This window comes from Methylosinus sp. shoA (assembly GCF_059718125.1).
In genome coordinates, this window is the sequence record NZ_AP046091.1 from 865,448 (window position 1) to 881,892 (window position 16,445).

At 69.3% G+C, this 16,445-nt stretch carries 15 protein-coding genes, 1 tRNA gene and 1 riboswitch; of the genes, 8 read left to right on the forward strand and 8 right to left on the reverse strand.

Annotated elements, in window-relative coordinates; all coding sequences use genetic code 11:
* Positions 1-25: 25 nt before the first annotated feature.
* The gene (fumC, locus tag AC6IW9_RS04020) at positions 26-1,423 is read left to right on the forward strand and encodes a class II fumarate hydratase (protein ID WP_497769305.1); all 1,398 of its coding nucleotides are present in this window, start codon (positions 26-28) and stop codon (positions 1,421-1,423) included.
* Here fumC and AC6IW9_RS04025 read toward each other — a convergent pair whose 3' ends face one another.
* Positions 1,424-3,673, reverse strand: coding sequence for a transglycosylase domain-containing protein (locus AC6IW9_RS04025; protein ID WP_497772436.1), 2,250 nt, complete (start codon positions 3,671-3,673; stop codon positions 1,424-1,426).
* A gap of 122 nt (positions 3,674-3,795) precedes the next feature.
* Here AC6IW9_RS04025 and AC6IW9_RS04030 point away from each other — a divergent pair, with 122 nt between their 5' ends.
* A complete protein-coding gene (locus AC6IW9_RS04030; RefSeq protein WP_497769306.1) occupies positions 3,796-4,740 on the forward strand; it encodes a metallophosphoesterase in 945 nt (314 codons plus the stop codon).
* Between the two features lie 99 nt (positions 4,741-4,839).
* Positions 4,840-4,915 (forward strand) — tRNA-Lys (locus AC6IW9_RS04035).
* 169 nt (positions 4,916-5,084) lie between these two features.
* Here the strand turns inward: AC6IW9_RS04035 and AC6IW9_RS04040 are convergent.
* A complete protein-coding gene (locus AC6IW9_RS04040) occupies positions 5,085-5,228 on the reverse strand; it encodes a hypothetical protein (RefSeq protein ID WP_497769307.1) in 144 nt (47 codons plus the stop codon).
* 221 nt (positions 5,229-5,449) lie between these two features.
* Here AC6IW9_RS04040 and AC6IW9_RS04045 point away from each other — a divergent pair, with 221 nt between their 5' ends.
* The 5 genes from AC6IW9_RS04045 to cobT all read left to right on the forward strand — a co-directional run bounded on the left by AC6IW9_RS04045 (position 5,450) and on the right by cobT (position 10,581).
* Positions 5,450-5,842 carry a type II toxin-antitoxin system HicA family toxin gene (locus AC6IW9_RS04045; RefSeq protein ID WP_497769308.1) on the forward strand — a complete coding sequence of 131 codons (393 nt, stop codon included), beginning with the start codon at positions 5,450-5,452 and terminating at the stop codon, positions 5,840-5,842.
* Positions 5,843-6,042, forward strand: a riboswitch (cobalamin riboswitch).
* A gap of 153 nt (positions 6,043-6,195) precedes the next feature.
* The gene (locus AC6IW9_RS04050; RefSeq protein WP_497769309.1) at positions 6,196-7,179 is read left to right on the forward strand and encodes an aminotransferase class I/II-fold pyridoxal phosphate-dependent enzyme; all 984 of its coding nucleotides are present in this window, start codon (positions 6,196-6,198) and stop codon (positions 7,177-7,179) included.
* Entirely contained in the window at positions 7,176-8,105 is a 930-nt protein-coding gene (gene cbiB / locus AC6IW9_RS04055) for an adenosylcobinamide-phosphate synthase CbiB (protein WP_497769310.1), read from the forward strand. The genes AC6IW9_RS04050 and cbiB overlap by 4 nt, the downstream gene beginning before the upstream one ends.
* Positions 8,090-9,550, forward strand: coding sequence for a cobyric acid synthase (locus AC6IW9_RS04060; protein WP_497769312.1), 1,461 nt, complete (start codon positions 8,090-8,092; stop codon positions 9,548-9,550). Before cbiB ends, AC6IW9_RS04060 begins: the two co-directional genes overlap by 16 nt.
* Entirely contained in the window at positions 9,547-10,581 is a 1,035-nt protein-coding gene (gene cobT, locus AC6IW9_RS04065) for a nicotinate-nucleotide--dimethylbenzimidazole phosphoribosyltransferase (RefSeq protein ID WP_497769314.1), read from the forward strand. The genes AC6IW9_RS04060 and cobT overlap by 4 nt, the downstream gene beginning before the upstream one ends.
* A 23-nt stretch (positions 10,582-10,604) precedes the next feature.
* Here the strand turns inward: cobT and AC6IW9_RS04070 are convergent, their stop codons facing one another.
* From AC6IW9_RS04070 to AC6IW9_RS04095, 6 genes are all read right to left on the reverse strand, one after another.
* Positions 10,605-11,450, reverse strand: a complete 846-nt coding sequence (locus tag AC6IW9_RS04070) for a C40 family peptidase (RefSeq protein WP_497769317.1) — start codon at positions 11,448-11,450, stop codon at positions 10,605-10,607.
* A complete protein-coding gene (locus AC6IW9_RS04075; protein ID WP_497769320.1) occupies positions 11,447-12,844 on the reverse strand; it encodes a leucyl aminopeptidase family protein in 1,398 nt (465 codons plus the stop codon). Before AC6IW9_RS04075 ends, AC6IW9_RS04070 begins: the two co-directional genes overlap by 4 nt.
* 77 nt (positions 12,845-12,921) lie before the next feature.
* On the reverse strand, positions 12,922-14,553 hold the full coding sequence (locus tag AC6IW9_RS04080; protein ID WP_497769323.1) for an ABC transporter ATP-binding protein: 1,632 nt from the start codon (positions 14,551-14,553) through the stop codon (positions 12,922-12,924).
* Complete coding sequence (locus AC6IW9_RS04085; RefSeq protein WP_497769325.1) at positions 14,550-14,996, reverse strand: type II toxin-antitoxin system VapC family toxin; 447 nt, start codon at positions 14,994-14,996, stop codon at positions 14,550-14,552. Before AC6IW9_RS04085 ends, AC6IW9_RS04080 begins: the two co-directional genes overlap by 4 nt.
* Complete coding sequence (locus AC6IW9_RS04090) at positions 14,993-15,229, reverse strand: hypothetical protein (RefSeq protein ID WP_497769328.1); 237 nt, start codon at positions 15,227-15,229, stop codon at positions 14,993-14,995. The genes AC6IW9_RS04085 and AC6IW9_RS04090 overlap by 4 nt, the downstream gene beginning before the upstream one ends.
* Before the next feature lie 35 nt (positions 15,230-15,264).
* Positions 15,265-16,443 (reverse strand): ABC transporter permease, encoded by a 1,179-nt coding sequence (locus AC6IW9_RS04095; RefSeq protein ID WP_497769330.1) that lies wholly within the window; start codon positions 16,441-16,443, stop codon positions 15,265-15,267.
* Between the last annotated feature and the right edge of the window lie 2 nt (positions 16,444-16,445).

A 16,445-nucleotide genomic window follows, 5' to 3' on the forward strand; every position in this document is an offset into this window, starting at 1 on the left:
TCCCTTAGTCTGCGAGCATAGAGCGATGACCGACCAATTCCGTATCGAGCGCGATTCCTTCGGCGACATCGAGGTTCCGGCTTCCGCTTATTGGGGCGCGCAGACGGAGCGCTCGCGCCGCAATTTTCCGATCGGGGTCGGCCGCATGCCGATCGAGGTCGTCCATGCGCTGGCGCGGGTGAAGCTCGCGGCCGCGGAGGCCAATGCCGAGAAGGGCCTGCTGAAGCCGGACGTCGCCGCGGCCATCGCCGCGGCTGCGCGGGAGGTGATCGAGGGGAAGCTCGACGAGCATTTTCCGCTCGTCGTGTGGCAGACCGGCTCCGGCACCCAGTCCAACATGAACGTCAACGAGGTGATCGCCAATCGCGCCAATGAGACGCTGGGCGCGGGGCGCGGGGCCAAGTCCCCGGTCCACCCCAATGATCACGTCAATCTCGGCCAGTCCTCGAACGACAGTTTTCCGACCGCCATCCATGTCGCCGGCGCCATCGCCATCTCGCAGCGCCTGCTGCCGGCGGTCGAAAGGCTGCAGGCGGCTCTCCAGGCGAAGGCCGAGGCATTCGAGCATATCGTCAAGATCGGCCGCACGCATCTGCAGGATGCGACGCCGGTCACGCTCGGCCAGGAATTTTCCGGCTATGCGGCGCAGGCCGCGTTCGGCGCGAGGCGCATTCGCGAAGGGCTCGCCGATCTCTTCCTGCTCGCCCAGGGCGGCACGGCGGTCGGCACCGGCGTCAACACCTACAAGGGCTTCGCCGAGGCCGTCGCGGCAAAGATCGCGGCGCAGACGGGCCTGCCCTTCGTCACGGCGCCGAACAAATTCGAGGCGCTCGCGGCCCATGACGCCGTCGTCTTCGCCCATGGCGCTCTGAACGCGCTCGCCGCCGGCCTCTACAAGATCGCTTGCGACATTCGCCTGCTGGGCTGCGGTCCCCGTGCGGGCTTCGCGGAGCTGAAGCTGCCGGAGAACGAGCCCGGCTCCTCGATCATGCCGGGCAAGGTCAATCCGACTCAGGTCGAGTCGCTGACCATGGTCTGCACGCGCGTCTTCGGCAATCATGCGACGATCACCTTCGCCGCTTCGCAGGGCCATCTCGAGCTCAATGTGCTGAAGCCGGTGATCGCCTTCGCCCTGCTCGAATCGACGATCCTGCTCGCCGACGGCGTCGACAGTTTCGTCACGCGCTGCGTCGACGGCGTCGAGCCCGACGAGGCCAACATCGAGAGCTTCCTGGAGCGATCGCTGATGCTGGTGACGGCCCTCGCGCCGAAGATCGGCTATGACGCCGCCTCCAAGATCGCCCGCGCCGCGCATCACAACGGCACGACCTTGCGCGAGGAGGCGCTGAAATCCGGCAAGGTGACCGACGCCGAATTCGACGAATTGGTCCGGCCGGAGAAGATGCTCGCGCCGAACGATTGATCACTCGACCGTGATCTCGACGATGCGCGACGCCTCTTTTCGCAGCGGCAGCCGCGCCTGGATGCGATGCGTTCCCGGACGCATCGGCCAATAGACCGGCGCGTCGGTCTCGGCGAGCGCGAAGGGCTCGCCGTCGACATACCAGAGGATCTGCTGGGCCGACGGCGTCACTGACGCTTTCAGCGCGAGGCGGTTCAGCGCTTCCGGCTGCTCCGGATTGCGCCAGATATGGGTGCGATGCTCGGGCGTCGTGATCGCCAGCGCCGCAGGCTGCGCAGCGCTCGACGGCAGGGCGGGCGCCGCGAGCGCGGCGCCGGGGCGCTCGTCGGGCTTCACCCATTCCACCAGCGTTTCGCTGCAGGCGCCGCCGTTGGATCCGCCGGAAAGGCACATCGCGACCGGAACTCGTTCCTCGGGAGGCGAAAAGGAATCGTCGGAAAGATCGCCGGGCTTCGCGCCATGCACATGCGCGAGCACGGCATGGGCGAGCCGCGCGGCGGAGGCGGCGCCGCTCAGCCGGTTCATCGCGCCGGCGTCGCCGCGCCCGAGCCAGACGCCGACGATGGCCCTGCGCGAAAAAGCGATGGTCCAGGCGTCGCGATAGCCTTGCGAGGTTCCCGTCTTCGCCGCGACGGCGAAAGGATATTCGAGCGGCCCGTAGCGCGGAAAGCTCGGCAGCCGCGCGAGCGGATCGGCGAGCATCGAGGTGACGAGCCGCGCCGTGTCGCTCGACATCACGCGAATGGAGCGGCGCCGCCTCTGCTCCGCCGCGAAGACGAGATCGGAGAGGACGCCGTCCTCGGCGAGAGCGCCATAGGCGCGCACGAGCCGCTCGAGCCGCGTCGGCAGAGCGCCGATCGCCATGGCGACGCCGAAGGATTCGGCCGGCGCTTCGAGATCATGCAGGCCGAGATCGTGCAGGAAGCGGAAATTGGTCTCGAGCCCGACGCGGCGCAAGAGATTGGTCGCCGGCACATTGCGCGAATTGGCGAGCGCCTGGCGCGGCAGCATGGGGCCGAGAAACAGGCCGTCGGCATTGTCGACGCCCGAAGCGCCTTCGGGAACGTCCGTGACGATGTCGGTCGCCCGCAGCGCGCCGCGCTCGAAGGCGAGCGCATAGACGAAAGGCTTCAAGGTCGAGCCGGGCGAGCGCTGCACGCGGGTGAAGTCGATCGCGCCCTCGCGCGGATCGCGATAGTCGGAGGAGCCGACATCGGCGAGCACCGCGCCGGTTCCGCGCTCGACGACCATCACCGCGGCCTGTCGCGCGCCGGCTCCGCGCCAGAGCGACAGATAGCGCCGCGTCAGGCTCGCGACGCGCTCCTGCAGCGCGAGATCGACGCTCGCGTGAATGCGCGGGTCTTGCTCGGAGGTCGGCGCGACGAGTCCGTCGCGGATGAGCGCCTCGTAGCGCAAGGCGAGATGCAGAGCGTCCGGCCGCCGCGCGGCGCCGACGGGCCGCAGCGTCGCCAGCCGGCGCTCGGCGAGCGCCGCTTGCGTGGCGTCGACGAGACCTTCCTCGCGCAAATAGGCGAGCGCCCGCGCCGCCCGCGCCCGCGCGAGAGCAAGGCCGCGCTCGCGGAACAGATTCATCCGGCCCGGCGATTGCGGCACGGCGGCGAGCAGCGCGATCTCGGCGAGCGAGAGATCCTCGACCGGCTTGTCGAAATAGAAGCGCGCCGCGTGAGCGACGCCATGGCTGCCATTGCCATAGGGCGCGAGACGCAGATAATGGGCGAGCACGGCCTCACGGCCGTTGCGCGCGATCAGCGCGAGCGCGGTTACGGCCTCCGTGACCTTGGCGCCGAGGCTGCGCGGCGCCGGCGCCTGCATGCGCGCGACCTGCATGGCGATGGTCGAGGCGCCTTCACGCCGCCCGCGCCCGAAGAGATTGCGCCAGGCGGCGCGCAGCACGGCGCGCGGATCGACCCCCGGATGCGAGAAGAAGCGCCGATCCTCGAGCGCCAGCGTCGCGAGAACGATGCGCTCGGGAATTGCGCGCAGCGGCCAGTGGCCATGATCCGCGCGCGCGCCGATCTGGGTGACGAAGGCGCCGTTGCGGTCATAGACGATCGGCGTCGGCTCCGGCGCGACGAGCGCGGCGGGCGGAAGCAGGCCGGGCGCGCAGAGCGCGAGAACGCCGAAGAAGAGGCAGAGAAGAAGACGCGCCCTCCTTCTCCCGCCTACGGGAGAAGGCGGTCCCGCGAAGCGGGGTCGGACGAGGGCCGACACAGTTCCCGGCGCCCTCATCCGGCTCACTGCGTTCGCCGCCTTCTCCTCCGAGCGGAAGAAGGAGACACGAACTTTCTTCATTTCGCGCCGCCCGATGTGCGAGACTCGGGAGAGCGTCTGCGCAGGAGACGAACCGGACGATGACCGAGGACGAAGTTCCGCCCTGGCTCGAAGCACGGCTCGGAGCCGAGCGCGCCCGCGAGCGCCTCGCCGTCGAGCGCGAGCACGAGGCGCAGGCGTTCGGGCAGGGCCTGAATTTCTTCCATATCGAGAATGTCGCCTATTCTCCGCGCGTCATCCGCGCCGCGCTTCGTCTCGCCGGTCTCTATCGGCGCGGCCTCGCCAACGCCGAGAAGGTCGCGCTGCGGGAGAACGTCGTTGTCTCGGCGAAACTGCCGGCGGCCTTCGACGGCTTCACGATCCTACATCTCAGCGATCTGCATGTCGATCTCAACCCCGGCGCGATGGCGCGCGCGCGTTCGCTCGTCGAGGGGCTGCGCTACGATCTCTGCGTGCTCACCGGCGACTATCGCGGCGCGACCAAGGGCCCTTTCGAGGCGGCGCTCGCCGGCCTCGCGACTTTGCGCGAGGCGATCGCCGCGCCGATCCTCGCCGTGCTCGGCAATCACGACACGATCCGCATGACGCCGGGACTGGAAGCGATGGACATGACCGTGCTGCTCAACGAGCGCGAGGCGATCGAGCGCGGAGGCGCGCGCATTCAAGTTGCAGGAGTGGACGAGCCGCATTTCTTCCGCGCCGACGACATCGGCCGGGCCCTCGCCGGCGCGCCGCGCGAAGACTTCTCGATCCTGCTGTCGCACACGCCCGAGATCTACGCCCGCGCGGCCGCAGCCGGCGTCGACCTGCTGCTGGCCGGCCACACGCATGGCGGCCAGATCTGCCTGCCGGGCGGGACGCCCGTGACGCTCGATTCGGTCCTGCCGCGCGCGTTCGGCGCAGGCGCCTGGCGTCATGGCGAGATGCAGGGCTACACCTCGATCGGAGCCGGCTCCTCGGTCCTACCGGTCCGCTTCAACTGCCCGCCCGAGATCACTCTGCATCGGCTGCGCAAGGCGGGCTGACGCCGCGCGGAGCCCCGGCCCGGGCGAGTTTTTTCTGCGCGAAGCTGGACATGGGCCGACCGATTTGATATTTCCGCGCCTCGTTCGCGACGAGCGGACGGGCGCATAGCTCAGTTGGTAGAGCAGCTGACTCTTAATCAGCGGGTCCAAGGTTCGAGCCCTTGTGCGCCCACCAATCAAATCAGATAGTTGCGAGCGAAAATGTGGGGCGCAGCCGCTGCGCCCCCGCTTCGGTAAGCGCTCGGTAAGCAGAAAGCGGGATTTCGCGTCGCCGCGGCCGATCGCAGCCAAACGCGGTCGAAGGCGAGCGGCGGATTGCCGATGTGCGCGCCGCGCTGGTAACTTCACGGCAGCACTGGCGGCGCTAAATCCCGCAGCGGGAGTCCATGGCCGGCGGAAAAGCTCGAATGCGCGATCTCGCCTGTTTCGCTCGCGGCCATGCCGGCGATTAGGAAGGCGTTTGCCTCGATTTCGGCCTCGCCGTTCAAGGGCGATCGTTCGATGAAGTTCGCCGCGCCCTGGAGGAAGCCGTCAGCGAGTATGTCGCCGCGGCGCGAGAGGAAGACGACGCCACGCGCGCCAAGCTGTTGAACCGGCGCGCCCCGGCGGTGGTCGCCATCGCCTGGACGGCGCGCGTCCTCTGGTCCGCATGGCGACGGCGCGCGAGTGACGGCGACACGTCGGCCGCATTCCCCGTGGCCTGCCCGGCGTGACGTTCGACGCATTCGTTCGGATTCTGGAGTCGAACGGCTTTGTCTTGGCGAGGCAAGGGAAAGGCTCGCACGCGATCTATCGCGGCGAAGCGAATGGCGAGGTCCGGCTCGTCACCGTCGCCGCGCATCGCATGAGCGACGATATCGAGCCCGGCACGCTCGCGTCGATGATTCGCCAGTCGGGTTGCCGAAGAGGCTCTTTCGCTGATGCTGCCCGGCTGAAGCCGGCGCCTGCCTTTCGGGGAGCTCGCCACGCTCGACCTCGAATTCGCGATTCGCGCATTGGCGCTGGCGCTGTTCTTGACGCCAGCGAGCGCGCTCGGCCTTCCACAGGGCGGTTGCCCTTGGTTCATGCTTCCTGTGCGTTGACGGATTTCGAGGGCTGCTGATATATCGGCCGCGCGACAGGTTCCCCGCGAGGGGATGAGAAAGGGAACTCGGGTAGAGGCCCGGGCTGCCCCCGCAACTGTGAGCGGCCAGCGCATCCGTGATAGGCCACTGGGCGGCGTTTCGAGGCGCTCCCGGGAAGGCGGCGGACCGTCGCGACGACCCGCGAGCCAGGAGACCTGCCTGTCGCCGCTGTCGGCCATGAGCGCGGGGCGCGTCGCATGGCGCGGGTCGGACGCGACGACGGTTTCGTCGCGCGCCCTTCGGCCCGCCCGGCGTCCCGCCGGATGCGCCCCGTCGACTGCTGGAGGGGCCCCGTTGAGGATCTCGACCGCTCGCGCGGAGCGATAGCGCCATGGGCGGCTTCTCGCTCCATGGCGGCCGCGTGGCGACCGCGGAGCTCTTGTGGCCCGCCGCGCCCCGGCCGTGGATCGATCTCTCCACCGGGATCAATCCGGATCCCTATCCGGCCCGGCCGGCGCGCCGCGAGGCCCGTGCGCGCCTGCCCTTTCCCGAGGAGATCGCCGCGCTGGAGGCGGCCGCCGGCGCCGCCTTCGGGATGAGCGATCCGGCGAATGTCGTCGCCGTTCCCGGGGCCGAGGCCGGGCTGCGGCTCCTCCCTCATCTGCTCGGCGCCGGGGCGGTCTTCGTGCCCGGACCCACTTATGCGAGCCATTGCGAAGCCTGGACGCAGGCCGGCGCGCGGCTGGTCGACCGCGAGGAAGACGCCCGCACGATCGTCCTCGTCGACCCCAATAATCCCGACGGACACATGCGGAGACGCGAAACTCTCCTCGCCCTCGCCGACCGGCTCGGGGCGCGGGACGGCTGGCTCGTCGTCGACGAGAGCTTTGCCGACGTCTCGGACCATCCGAGCATTGCGGCGGCGGGCCATGAGCGCGTCGTGGCGCTGCGTTCTTTCGGCAAATTCTACGGGCTCGCCGGCCTGCGGCTAGGCTTCGCGCTCGCGCCGGTCGGGATGGCGGAGCGGCTGCGGCGGGGGCTCGGCGATTGGCCGGTCGGCGCCGACGCCATCGCCGCCGGTCTCGCCGCCTATCGGGACGAGGACTGGCGCGTTCGCGCCCGCGCGCGCCTGCGGGCCCGCGCCGATCGCCTGGACCGGCTGCTCGCGCGGGCCGGGCTGAACGTCGTCGGCGGAACGCCCCTGTTTCGTCTCGTCGAGGCCGTGGACGCCGGCGAGCGCTTCCACCGGCTGGCGGCGGCCGGAATCCTCACGCGGCCGTTCGGTCACTCGCCGCGCTGGCTGCGTTTCGGGCTGCCCCGCGCGGGTCAGTTCGCGCGCCTCGGAGCCGCGCTCGAACAGGCGTCGCGCACATGAGCCGGCTGACCCTCGCGGCGCTCGTGCTCGAGGCGGCGGTCGGCTATCCGGATCGCCTCCACCGGCGCCTGCCGCATCCCGTCGCTCATGTCGGCGCGGCCCTCACGACGCTGGAGGGCCGCTGGAACAGGCCCGAGCGCAGCGAAGGCGCACGGAGGGTCGCGGGGGCGGCCACGCTGGCGCTCGTCGCGGGCGGGGCGGCCCTCGCCGGCGCCCTCCCAATGCGGGCCCTCGGCCGCGGCCCGCTCGGAGGAGCCGCGCTGACGCTCCTGGCGACGACGGGCCTCGCTCAGCGCAGCCTCTATGATCATGTGGCGGCGGTCCATCGCCCGCTCGAAGGCGGCGATCTGGCCGAAGCGAGGCGGGCGCTGGGGCGCATCGTCGGCCGCGACACCGACCGGCTCGACGCCGGCGGCGTGGCGGCGGCCGCGCTCGAAAGCCTCGCCGAGAGCTTCAACGACGGCGTGGTGGCGCCCGCCTTCTGGCTGGCTTTGGGCGGGCTGCCCGGACTGTTCGCCTATAAGGCCGTGAACACGGCCGACAGCATGATCGGCCATAGGGAGCCGCGCTGGCGCAGCTTCGGCTGGGCCTCCGCCCGCGCGGACGATGTGATGAACCTCGCGCCGGCGCGCCTCGCCGGGGCGCTGATCGCGCTCGCCGGCGGGGGCGGCTGGCGGACGATGCTGCGGGACGCCCGCAAGCATGCGTCGCCCAACGCCGGCTGGCCCGAGGCGGCGATGGCCGGCGCGCTCGGCGTGCGATTGGGGGGACCGGCCTCCTATGACGGCGTGACGGTCGATCGGCCCGCATTCGGCGAGGGCCGCCCGCCGGACGCGCACGACCTCGGCCGCGGACTGAAAATCTATGTGAGAGCCTGCGCCCTGTTGTGGCTGCTGGCGGCGGGGGCGGCATGGCGGCGGCGCTGATGGTGCAGGGATGCGGCTCGGACGTCGGCAAGTCGACCCTTGTCGCCGGGCTCTGCCGCATCTTCGCCGATCACGGGCTCACGGTTCGTCCGTTCAAGCCGCAGAATATGAGCAACAACGCCGCGGTCGCCACGGACGGCGGCGAGATCGGGCGCGCCCAGGCGCTGCAGGCGCGCGCCTGCCGCACGCCGCCGACCGTGCATATGAACCCGGTGCTGCTGAAGCCGCAGAGCGACGTCGGCGCCCAGCTCATCGTCCGCGGGCGGATGGCCGGCGAGCTGCAGGCGCGCGATTTTCTCTCGCGCAAGCGGACGCTGCTGGACATTGCGCTCGACAGCTATCGCCGGCTCGCGGCCGAGGCGGATCTGGTGCTGGTCGAAGGCGCCGGCAGCCCGGCCGAGACCAATCTCCGGGCGGGGGACATCGCCAATATGGGCTTCGCCCATGCGGCCGATCTTCCCGTCGTGCTCGCCGGCGACATCGAGCGGGGCCATGTGATCGCGGCGCTGGTCGGCGCCCATGCGGTGCTGGACGAGGCCGACCGCGGACGCATCGAGGGCTTCCTCGTCAACAAGTTCCGCGGCGAGCCGAGCCTCTTCGACGCGGGCCGCCGCGAGATCGCCGCGCGCACGGGCTGGCGCGATCTCGGCATGGTCCCCTGGACGCCGGCGGCGCGCCTCCTGCCGGCGGAGGATGCCGTGGCCCTGGACCGCACGCCGGCCGGCGAAGGGCGAAAGCTGCGCGTCGCCGCCCTGCTCTTCCCCCACATCGCCAATTTCGACGATCTCGATCCGCTGCGGGCCGAGCCCGGCGTCGCCTTCGGCTTCGTCGCGCCCGGCCGGGCCATTCCCGGCGACGTCGATCTGGTGATCCTGCCCGGAACGAAGACGACCATCGGCGATCTGGCCTTTCTGCGCGCGCAGGGCTGGGACATCGACATCGCCGCTCATGTCCGCAGAGGCGGCCGCGTGCTCGGCCTCTGCGGCGGCTATCAGATGCTCGGCAGGACCATCGCCGATCCGCGCGGCCTCGAAGGACCGACCGGCGAAGTCGCGGGCCTCGGGCTTCTGGAGCTCGACACTGTGCTCGAGAGCGACAAGATCGTGCAGCCGGTGAGCGGCGCGCTCGCCGATGGCGGCGCGGAATTCTCCGGCTACGAGATTCATATCGGCGTCACGACCGGGCCGGCGCGCGGCCGTCCGCTGCTGCTGCGCGCGGACGGCGCGCCGGAAGGCGCAGTGAGCGCCGACGGCCGCATCGCCGGCGCCTATGTTCACGGCCTCTTCGATCGCGGCGCCGCCCGCGCCGCTCTGCTCGCCCGATTCGGAGGGACCTCCGCCGGCGGCGACCATGATGTCGCGGTGGAGGCCGCGCTCGACGAGATCGCCGACACTCTGAGGCGAAGCCTCGACATCTCCGCCCTCGAAAGGATCGCCGGCCTTTGACCTTTGAGCCTCCCATCCTGCCGCCCTTCGATCCCGCTTTCGCGGCGCGCCTGCGCGCGCGGATCGACGGCTTGGCCAAGCCGCCGGGCTCGCTCGGCCGCCTCGAGGAGCTCGCCCTGCAGCTTGCGCTGATCCAGGGAAAGGAACGGCCGAAGATCGAACGCGTGGAGGCCTATGTGTTCGCCGGCGACCACGGGCTCACGGCGGAGGGAGTCTCCGCTTTTCCGTCCGCGGTCACCGCCGCGATGGTCGGGACGTTCCTCGCCGGACGCGCGAGCGTGAACGCTCTGGCGGCGGCCTGCGGCGTCGAGGTGATCGTGGTCGACGCCGGCGTCGACGCCGAATTTCCCGCCCATCCCCGCCTGATCGACGCCAAGATCCGGCGCGGCTCGCGCAACGCCGCGGTCGAGCCGGCGCTCACGGCCGCCGAGGTCGAGGCGGCTCTCGTCCGCGGCGGCGAGATCGCGGCGGCCTCGGACGCGGACGCCCTGGCGATCGGCGAGATGGGCATCGGCAACAGCGCCTCGGCGGCGCTCCTCATGCATCGTCTCACGCCGGCGCCCTTGGCCGATTGCGTCGGCGCCGGCGCCGGACACGACGCGGAGGGCCTCGCCCGCAAGCGGGCGGCGCTGGAGCGCGCGTCGGCGCGCGCGCCGGCGAGCGAGCCACTGGCCGTGCTCGCCGAATTCGGCGGGCTGGAGATCGCCATGATGGCCGGCGCTTTCCTGGGCGGGGCGGCGGCCGGCAAGGCGATGGTGGTCGACGGCTTCATTTCCAGCGCCGCCGCGCTCGCCGCCCTGCGCCTCGCGCCCGGACTGGCGGAGCGGCTGATCTTCGCCCATGTCTCGGCCGAGCGCGGCCACGCCGGCATGATGGCGGCGATCGGCGCACGCCCGCTGCTCGATCTCTCCATGCGGCTCGGGGAGGGCAGCGGCGGCGCGCTGGCCGCGCCCTTGCTGCGCGCAGCCGCGCGGCTGATGAGCGACACCGCCTCGCTCGAGGATGTGCTGGCCGGCCGCCTCGCGCCGTGATCGTCGTCGCGAAGATCGATCCTCTAGCCCACTCTCCTGACGCTCGTCACCGGCGAGCCGGACGCCAGGATGCGCGCGCGGGCGGGCGCGAAGGGCTCGCTCGCCACCTGCATGTGATGGGCGTTGGCGTGCAGCAGAGTCTCCGCGTCCCGCAACACGCCCACATGGCCCTTCCAGAACACGAGATCGCCGCGCCGTAGCGGCGCGCCTTCGGGCAGAGGCTCGCCCAGCGCCTTCTCCTGCAGATCGGTGTCGCGCGGCGCCGCGATTCCGGCGAAGGCGAGCGCGGTCTGCACGAGCCCCGAGCAGTCGATTCCGAGCCAGGATTTGCCGCCCCAGAGATAGGGCGCGCCGATCAGCATTTCCGCAAAGGAGACGAAATCGGCGACGCGCTCCTCGCGCGGCATGAGATGCGCGCGATAGATGAAGCCGCCGTCGGCCGCGACGAGAAAGGAGTCGCGCTCGCCGACGATCTCGACCTCGGCGCCGAGCGGCAGGGCGAGCAGCGGCGGGTCCTTTATGTCCGGCCGCGGAAAGACGAAAGTGCGCGGAACGCGCACGCTATGCGTCGGGCTCTCGATGCGGCTCCACAGCAAATTGGCGGGGAGCCAGCCGACATAGGAATCGCGCTCGAGCTGCGCCCAGGCCCAGCCCTCTTCTTCATCGTAAACCGTGACGAGTTCGCCGTAGAGCGCCTGCGTGTCGAGCCGCGAATCGGGCCGCGGCTCGCGCTTCAGATCGGCGACGCCCTCCTTCACCTGCATGCGCCGGCCCTCGACGAAGCGGGCCGCCTTCACGCGCCCCTCGAGATGGCGCGCGGCGAGATCGGGGCGCGCCGGCGTCAGGCGCTTGTCGAATGCGTCGCTCACTTCTTGGTCGCGCTCCAGCGGGCGGCGCGCTCCTCGATGAGATCATAGAGCAGGCGCGCCGTCTGGATCTCGCCGCCCTCCGGCCGTCCGGGCCTGGTCGAGCCGTTCCAGGCGAAGAGATCGAAATGCGCCCAGCGCTCCGGCGCGGAGACGAAGCGCCGCAGGAACAAGGCCGCGGTGATCGAGCCGGCGTGCGGCCCGCTCGACACATTGACGAGATCGGACGCCTTGCCGTCGAGCTGGGAATCATATGGCTCCCAAAGAGGCAGGCACCAGACCGGATCGCCGAGCTTGCGGCCATGCGCCTCGATCTCCTGCGCCAGCGCGTCGTCGCCCGTATAGAGCGCCGGCAGCTCCGGCCCGAGCGCCACGCGCGCGGCGCCGGTCAGCGTCGCAAAATCGATCAGCAGCTCCGGCTCCTCTTCGCTCGCCAGCGCCAGCGCGTCGGCAAGGATGAGGCGCCCTTCGGCGTCGGTGTTGCCGATCTCGACCGTGAGGCCCTTGCGGCTCGGATAAATATCGCCGGGCCGCATGGCGTTCGCCGATATGGCGTTCTCGACGATCGGCAGCAGCACGCGCAGGCGCAGCGGCGTTTGCGCGCCCATCAGCATGTCGGCGAGCGCGAGAGCCGTGGCGGCGCCGCCCATGTCCTTCTTCATCAGCAGCATGGCGCTGCTCGGCTTGATGTCGAGCCCGCCGCTGTCGAAGCAGACGCCCTTGCCGACGAGCGTGACCTTGCGCGCGTTCTCGGGACCGAAGGCGATGTCGACGAGCCGCGGCGCTTCGGAGGCGGCGCGGCCGACGGCGTGGATCAGCGGGAGATTCTCGGCGAGCAGCGCGTCGCCGACGATGACGCGCGCCTCCGCCCCATGCTTTGCTGCGAGCTGCAGCGCCGCCTCGGCGAGCGCCGTCGGCCCGAGATCATTGGCCGGCGTATTGACGAGATCGCGGCCGAAGCGAATCGCCGCCGCGACACGCTCGATACGGACGCGGTCGGCCTCCTGCGGCGCGCAGAGGCGCGGCGGCTCTTTCTTGCGCTCGCGATAGCGCGAGAAGGAATAGGCGGAGAGCAGAAAGGCGAGCGCCGCCGCTTCCCCGTCCGCGACGCCCTCGCGCAGCCGATAGAGCCCCGCGGGCAGAATGGTCGCGAGCTTGCCGGGCAGGAAGGGATCGCGGTGACGCGCGCTCGGCGCCTCGACGCCGAAGAGGACGAGCGCCGGCGCGCCATCCGGCCCCGGCGCCAGCAGATGCGCGCCCGCCTTGCCGTCGAAGCCGCTCGCCTTCGCGAAGGCGGCGATCGGCGGGGGCAGCGTTTCGGCGTGGATCGGCCAGCTCTCCTTGTCGACGAAATCGATCGGCGTGGCTTGTTCCGACCAGTCTTGCAGCTGGCTCATCTCTTTCTCCTCGGGCGCGGCGTCCCGTCGCAATTCTTCGGCCGCCCGGAGCTGAAGGCAAGGAGCTTGCCGGCCGCTCACGCGGCCGGGTCGGCCTTGTGATTGTCGGTCTCGATGCGGAAGGCGGCCGCGAACAGCGCGCGCGTATACTCGCTCTTGGGCGCGGCGAAAACATCTACCGCCGGCCCCTCCTCCACCACTTTGCCGTGACGCATCACGATGAGATGAGCGGCGAGCGATTTCACCACTTTGAGATCATGGCTGATGAAGAGATAGGCTAGGCTGTGCTTCTCCTGCAGATCGCGCAGGAGATCGACGATCTGCGCCTGCACCGACATGTCGAGCGCCGAGGTCGGCTCGTCGAGCACGATGAATTTGGGCTTCAGCACGATGGCGCGGGCGATGGCGATGCGCTGGCGCTGGCCGCCGGAAAATTCGTGCGGATAGCGGTCCATCATCGCCGGGTCGAGCCCGGTCTCGGCCAGCGCCTGCGCGACGATCTCGCGCGTCTCGTCGAGCGGGAGGCCGCGCATCTGCACGCCCAGCCCTTCCGCGACGATCTCGGCCACCGACATGCGCGGCGAGAGCGAGCCGTAAGGGTCCTGGAAAACGATCTGCATGTCGCGGCGCAGCGGGCGCATTTCCGCGACGGTCTTCGCGTCGATGCGCTCGCCGAGATAGAGGATCGGCCCGTCCGATCGGATGAGCCGCAGCAGCGCGAGGCCGAGCGTCGTCTTGCCGGAGCCCGATTCGCCGACCACGCCGACCGTCGAGCCGCGGCGCACGGCGAGCGTGACGCCGTCGACCGCTTTGATATGGCCGACCGTGCGCCGCAGGAAGCCGCGCTTGATCGGGAACCAGACGCGCAGATCGTCGGCGCTCACCAGCACCGGCGCGCTCGCATCCTCCTGCGGCGGCGCGCCCTTGGGCTCGGCCGCGAGCAGCGCCTGGGTATAGGGGTGCTCCGGCGCCGTGAACACTTTCTCGACCGGCCCCTTCTCGACGATGCGGCCATGCTGCATGACGCAGACGTCGTCGGCGAAACGCCGCACGAGGCCGAGGTCGTGCGTGATGAACAGCATGGCCATGCCATAGATCTTCTGCACGCGCTCGAGCAAAGCGAGAATCTGCGCCTGCACGGTGACGTCGAGCGCCGTCGTCGGCTCGTCGGCGATGAGCAGATCCGGACGATTGGCGAGAGCCATTGCAATCATCACGCGCTGACGCTGGCCGCCGGACAATTGATGCGGATAGGCGGAGAGGCGCTCTCGCGGATTTGGAATTCCGACCTCTTCCAGCAGCTCGACGACACGCGCGCGAATTTTTTCCGCGCCGCGCGCGCCGTGCAGCTCGAGGATCTCGCCGATCTGCTGCTCGATCGTCTGCAGCGGATTGAGCGAGGTCATCGGCTCCTGGAAGACCATTGTGATCTTCGCGCCGCGAATGGCGCGCAGCTTCGCGTCGGAGAGCGTCAGAATATTCTCGCCCGCAAAGTCTATGCTCCCGGAAGGAGGGATCGCCGCGGGCGGCAGCAGGCGCACGATGGAGAGCGCGGTGATCGATTTGCCGGAGCCCGATTCGCCGACGAGCGCCAGCGTGCGCCCGCGCTCGAGCGAGAAGGACACTTTGTCGACCGCGAGCGTCTCCTTGCCGCCTTGCGCGAAGGCGATGGAGAGGTCGCGGACGTCGAGGAGGGGGGAGGCGGTCATGCGAGGGCGCGGATCGCTTCTGCGGTATCTGGGCCGAGGTCGAGGAAAGCGAGACCATCCGGTGCGTCGATTTTTTTGTCAGCCGTGACGAATGCGAGGCATTGTTCCAGCGTCGCGGTCGCGACATGGATCGCGTCCGGCAGCTTGGTTCTCCGACTGACGGCTCGGTGACGCGCCGCTTCGATCAGAAGGTCGCGATCGACAGAGCGCGTGACGTATCCCCTCGGAGAATCGAGCAGCTCTAAATAAGAACCATAAAGTTCGACATCGCCGGCGGCGACCGGCTTCACCAGCAGCTCGGCGACTATCAGCTCGCTGAGAACGCCCGTCGCCATACCGCTTCTCACGAGATGTAGCACTGCGCGAGCGCAATCCGACAGCGGGCCGTCCTTTTCGAAAGCCTCGATGAAGATATTCGTATCGAGATAGATACGGACCGTCATCGCTCGCGATGACTCCACTCGTCCCTCGACGACCGAACATAGCCGTTCACTTCTTCAGAGGACTTGAAGTAGTTTCGACGAATGTGTTCGTGACGAGAGAACCAATCGGTCATGCGTTCCGCTTCAGGCTCGACGACGATCGTCACCGTGACCTTCGCATTCTCCCCGATCTCCTTGCGCAGATCCTCGGGTAGGCGCGAAGCTGGGTAATGTTCCCGGACAATCTTGTTCATGGAGCGGCTCCCGTCGTTGCGACCATATCACAGTCTCACCGAAACGTCTTTCTCGGGTCGAAGGCGTCGCGCACCGCTTCGCCGATGAACACCAGGAGCGAGAGCATCAGCGCGATCACCACGAAGCCGGTGAGCCCGAGCCAGGGCGCCTGGAGGTTGGACTTGCCCTGCAGCAGCAGTTCCCCCAGCGACGGCGAGCCCGGCGGCAGGCCGAAGCCTAAGAAGTCCAGCGAGGTCAGCGTCGTGATCGAGGAATTGAGCACGAAGGGCAGGAAGGTCAAGGTCGCGACCGTCGCATTGGGCAGGAGATGCCGCGTGATGATGCGGAAATTCGAAAGCCCCAGCGCCCGCGCGGCGTTCACATATTCGAAATTGCGCGCGCGCAGGAACTCCGCGCGCACGACATGCACGAGCGACACCCAGGAAAACAGCAGCAATATGCCGAGCAGCACGAAGAAGCCCGGCACGAGAAAAGACGAGATGATGATGAGCAGATAGAGCTGCGGCAGCGACGACCACACTTCGATGAAACGCTGGAACACGAGGTCGACGCGCCCGCCGAAATAGCCTTGCACCGCCCCCGCGGCGACGCCGACGATCGAAGAGACGCCGGCCAATATGAGGCCGAACAGCACCGAGATGCGGAAGCCGTAGAGCAGCCGCGCCACCACGTCGCGGCCCTGATCGTCGGTGCCGAGCCAGTTCCATTCGATCGCCGCGCAGCCGAGACGCGCATTCTCGGGCCCGAGCTTCTTGGCCGCCGCCGCCTCGCACTGCGCCTTGCTCAACAACCACGTCGGCGGCGAGGGCGCCGGCGTCGGCAGATCGAGATTATGCGTGTTGTAGGAATAGCGGACCGGCGGCCAGAGCATCCAGCCATTGGCCTCGATCTCCTTCTCGATGACCGGATCGCGATAATCGGTGCGCGCGAGAAAGCCGCCGAATTTTTCCTCCGGATAATCCTTGAAGACAGGAAACAGCAGCTCGCCTTTGTAAAAGGCGAGAATGGGCTTGTCGTTGGCGATGAAATTGGCGAGCAGCGACAGCACGAACAGCGTCATGAACAGGAAGAACGACAGGAAGCCGCGGCGATTGGCCTTGAAATTGGCGAGCCTGCGGCGGTCGATCGGACGCAGCCGCAAGAGCCCGTCGCCGGGAATCGCCGGCGCGAGACGCTGTTTCGGATCGAGGGAGAGTGCGCGCGTCTCGTTCATGG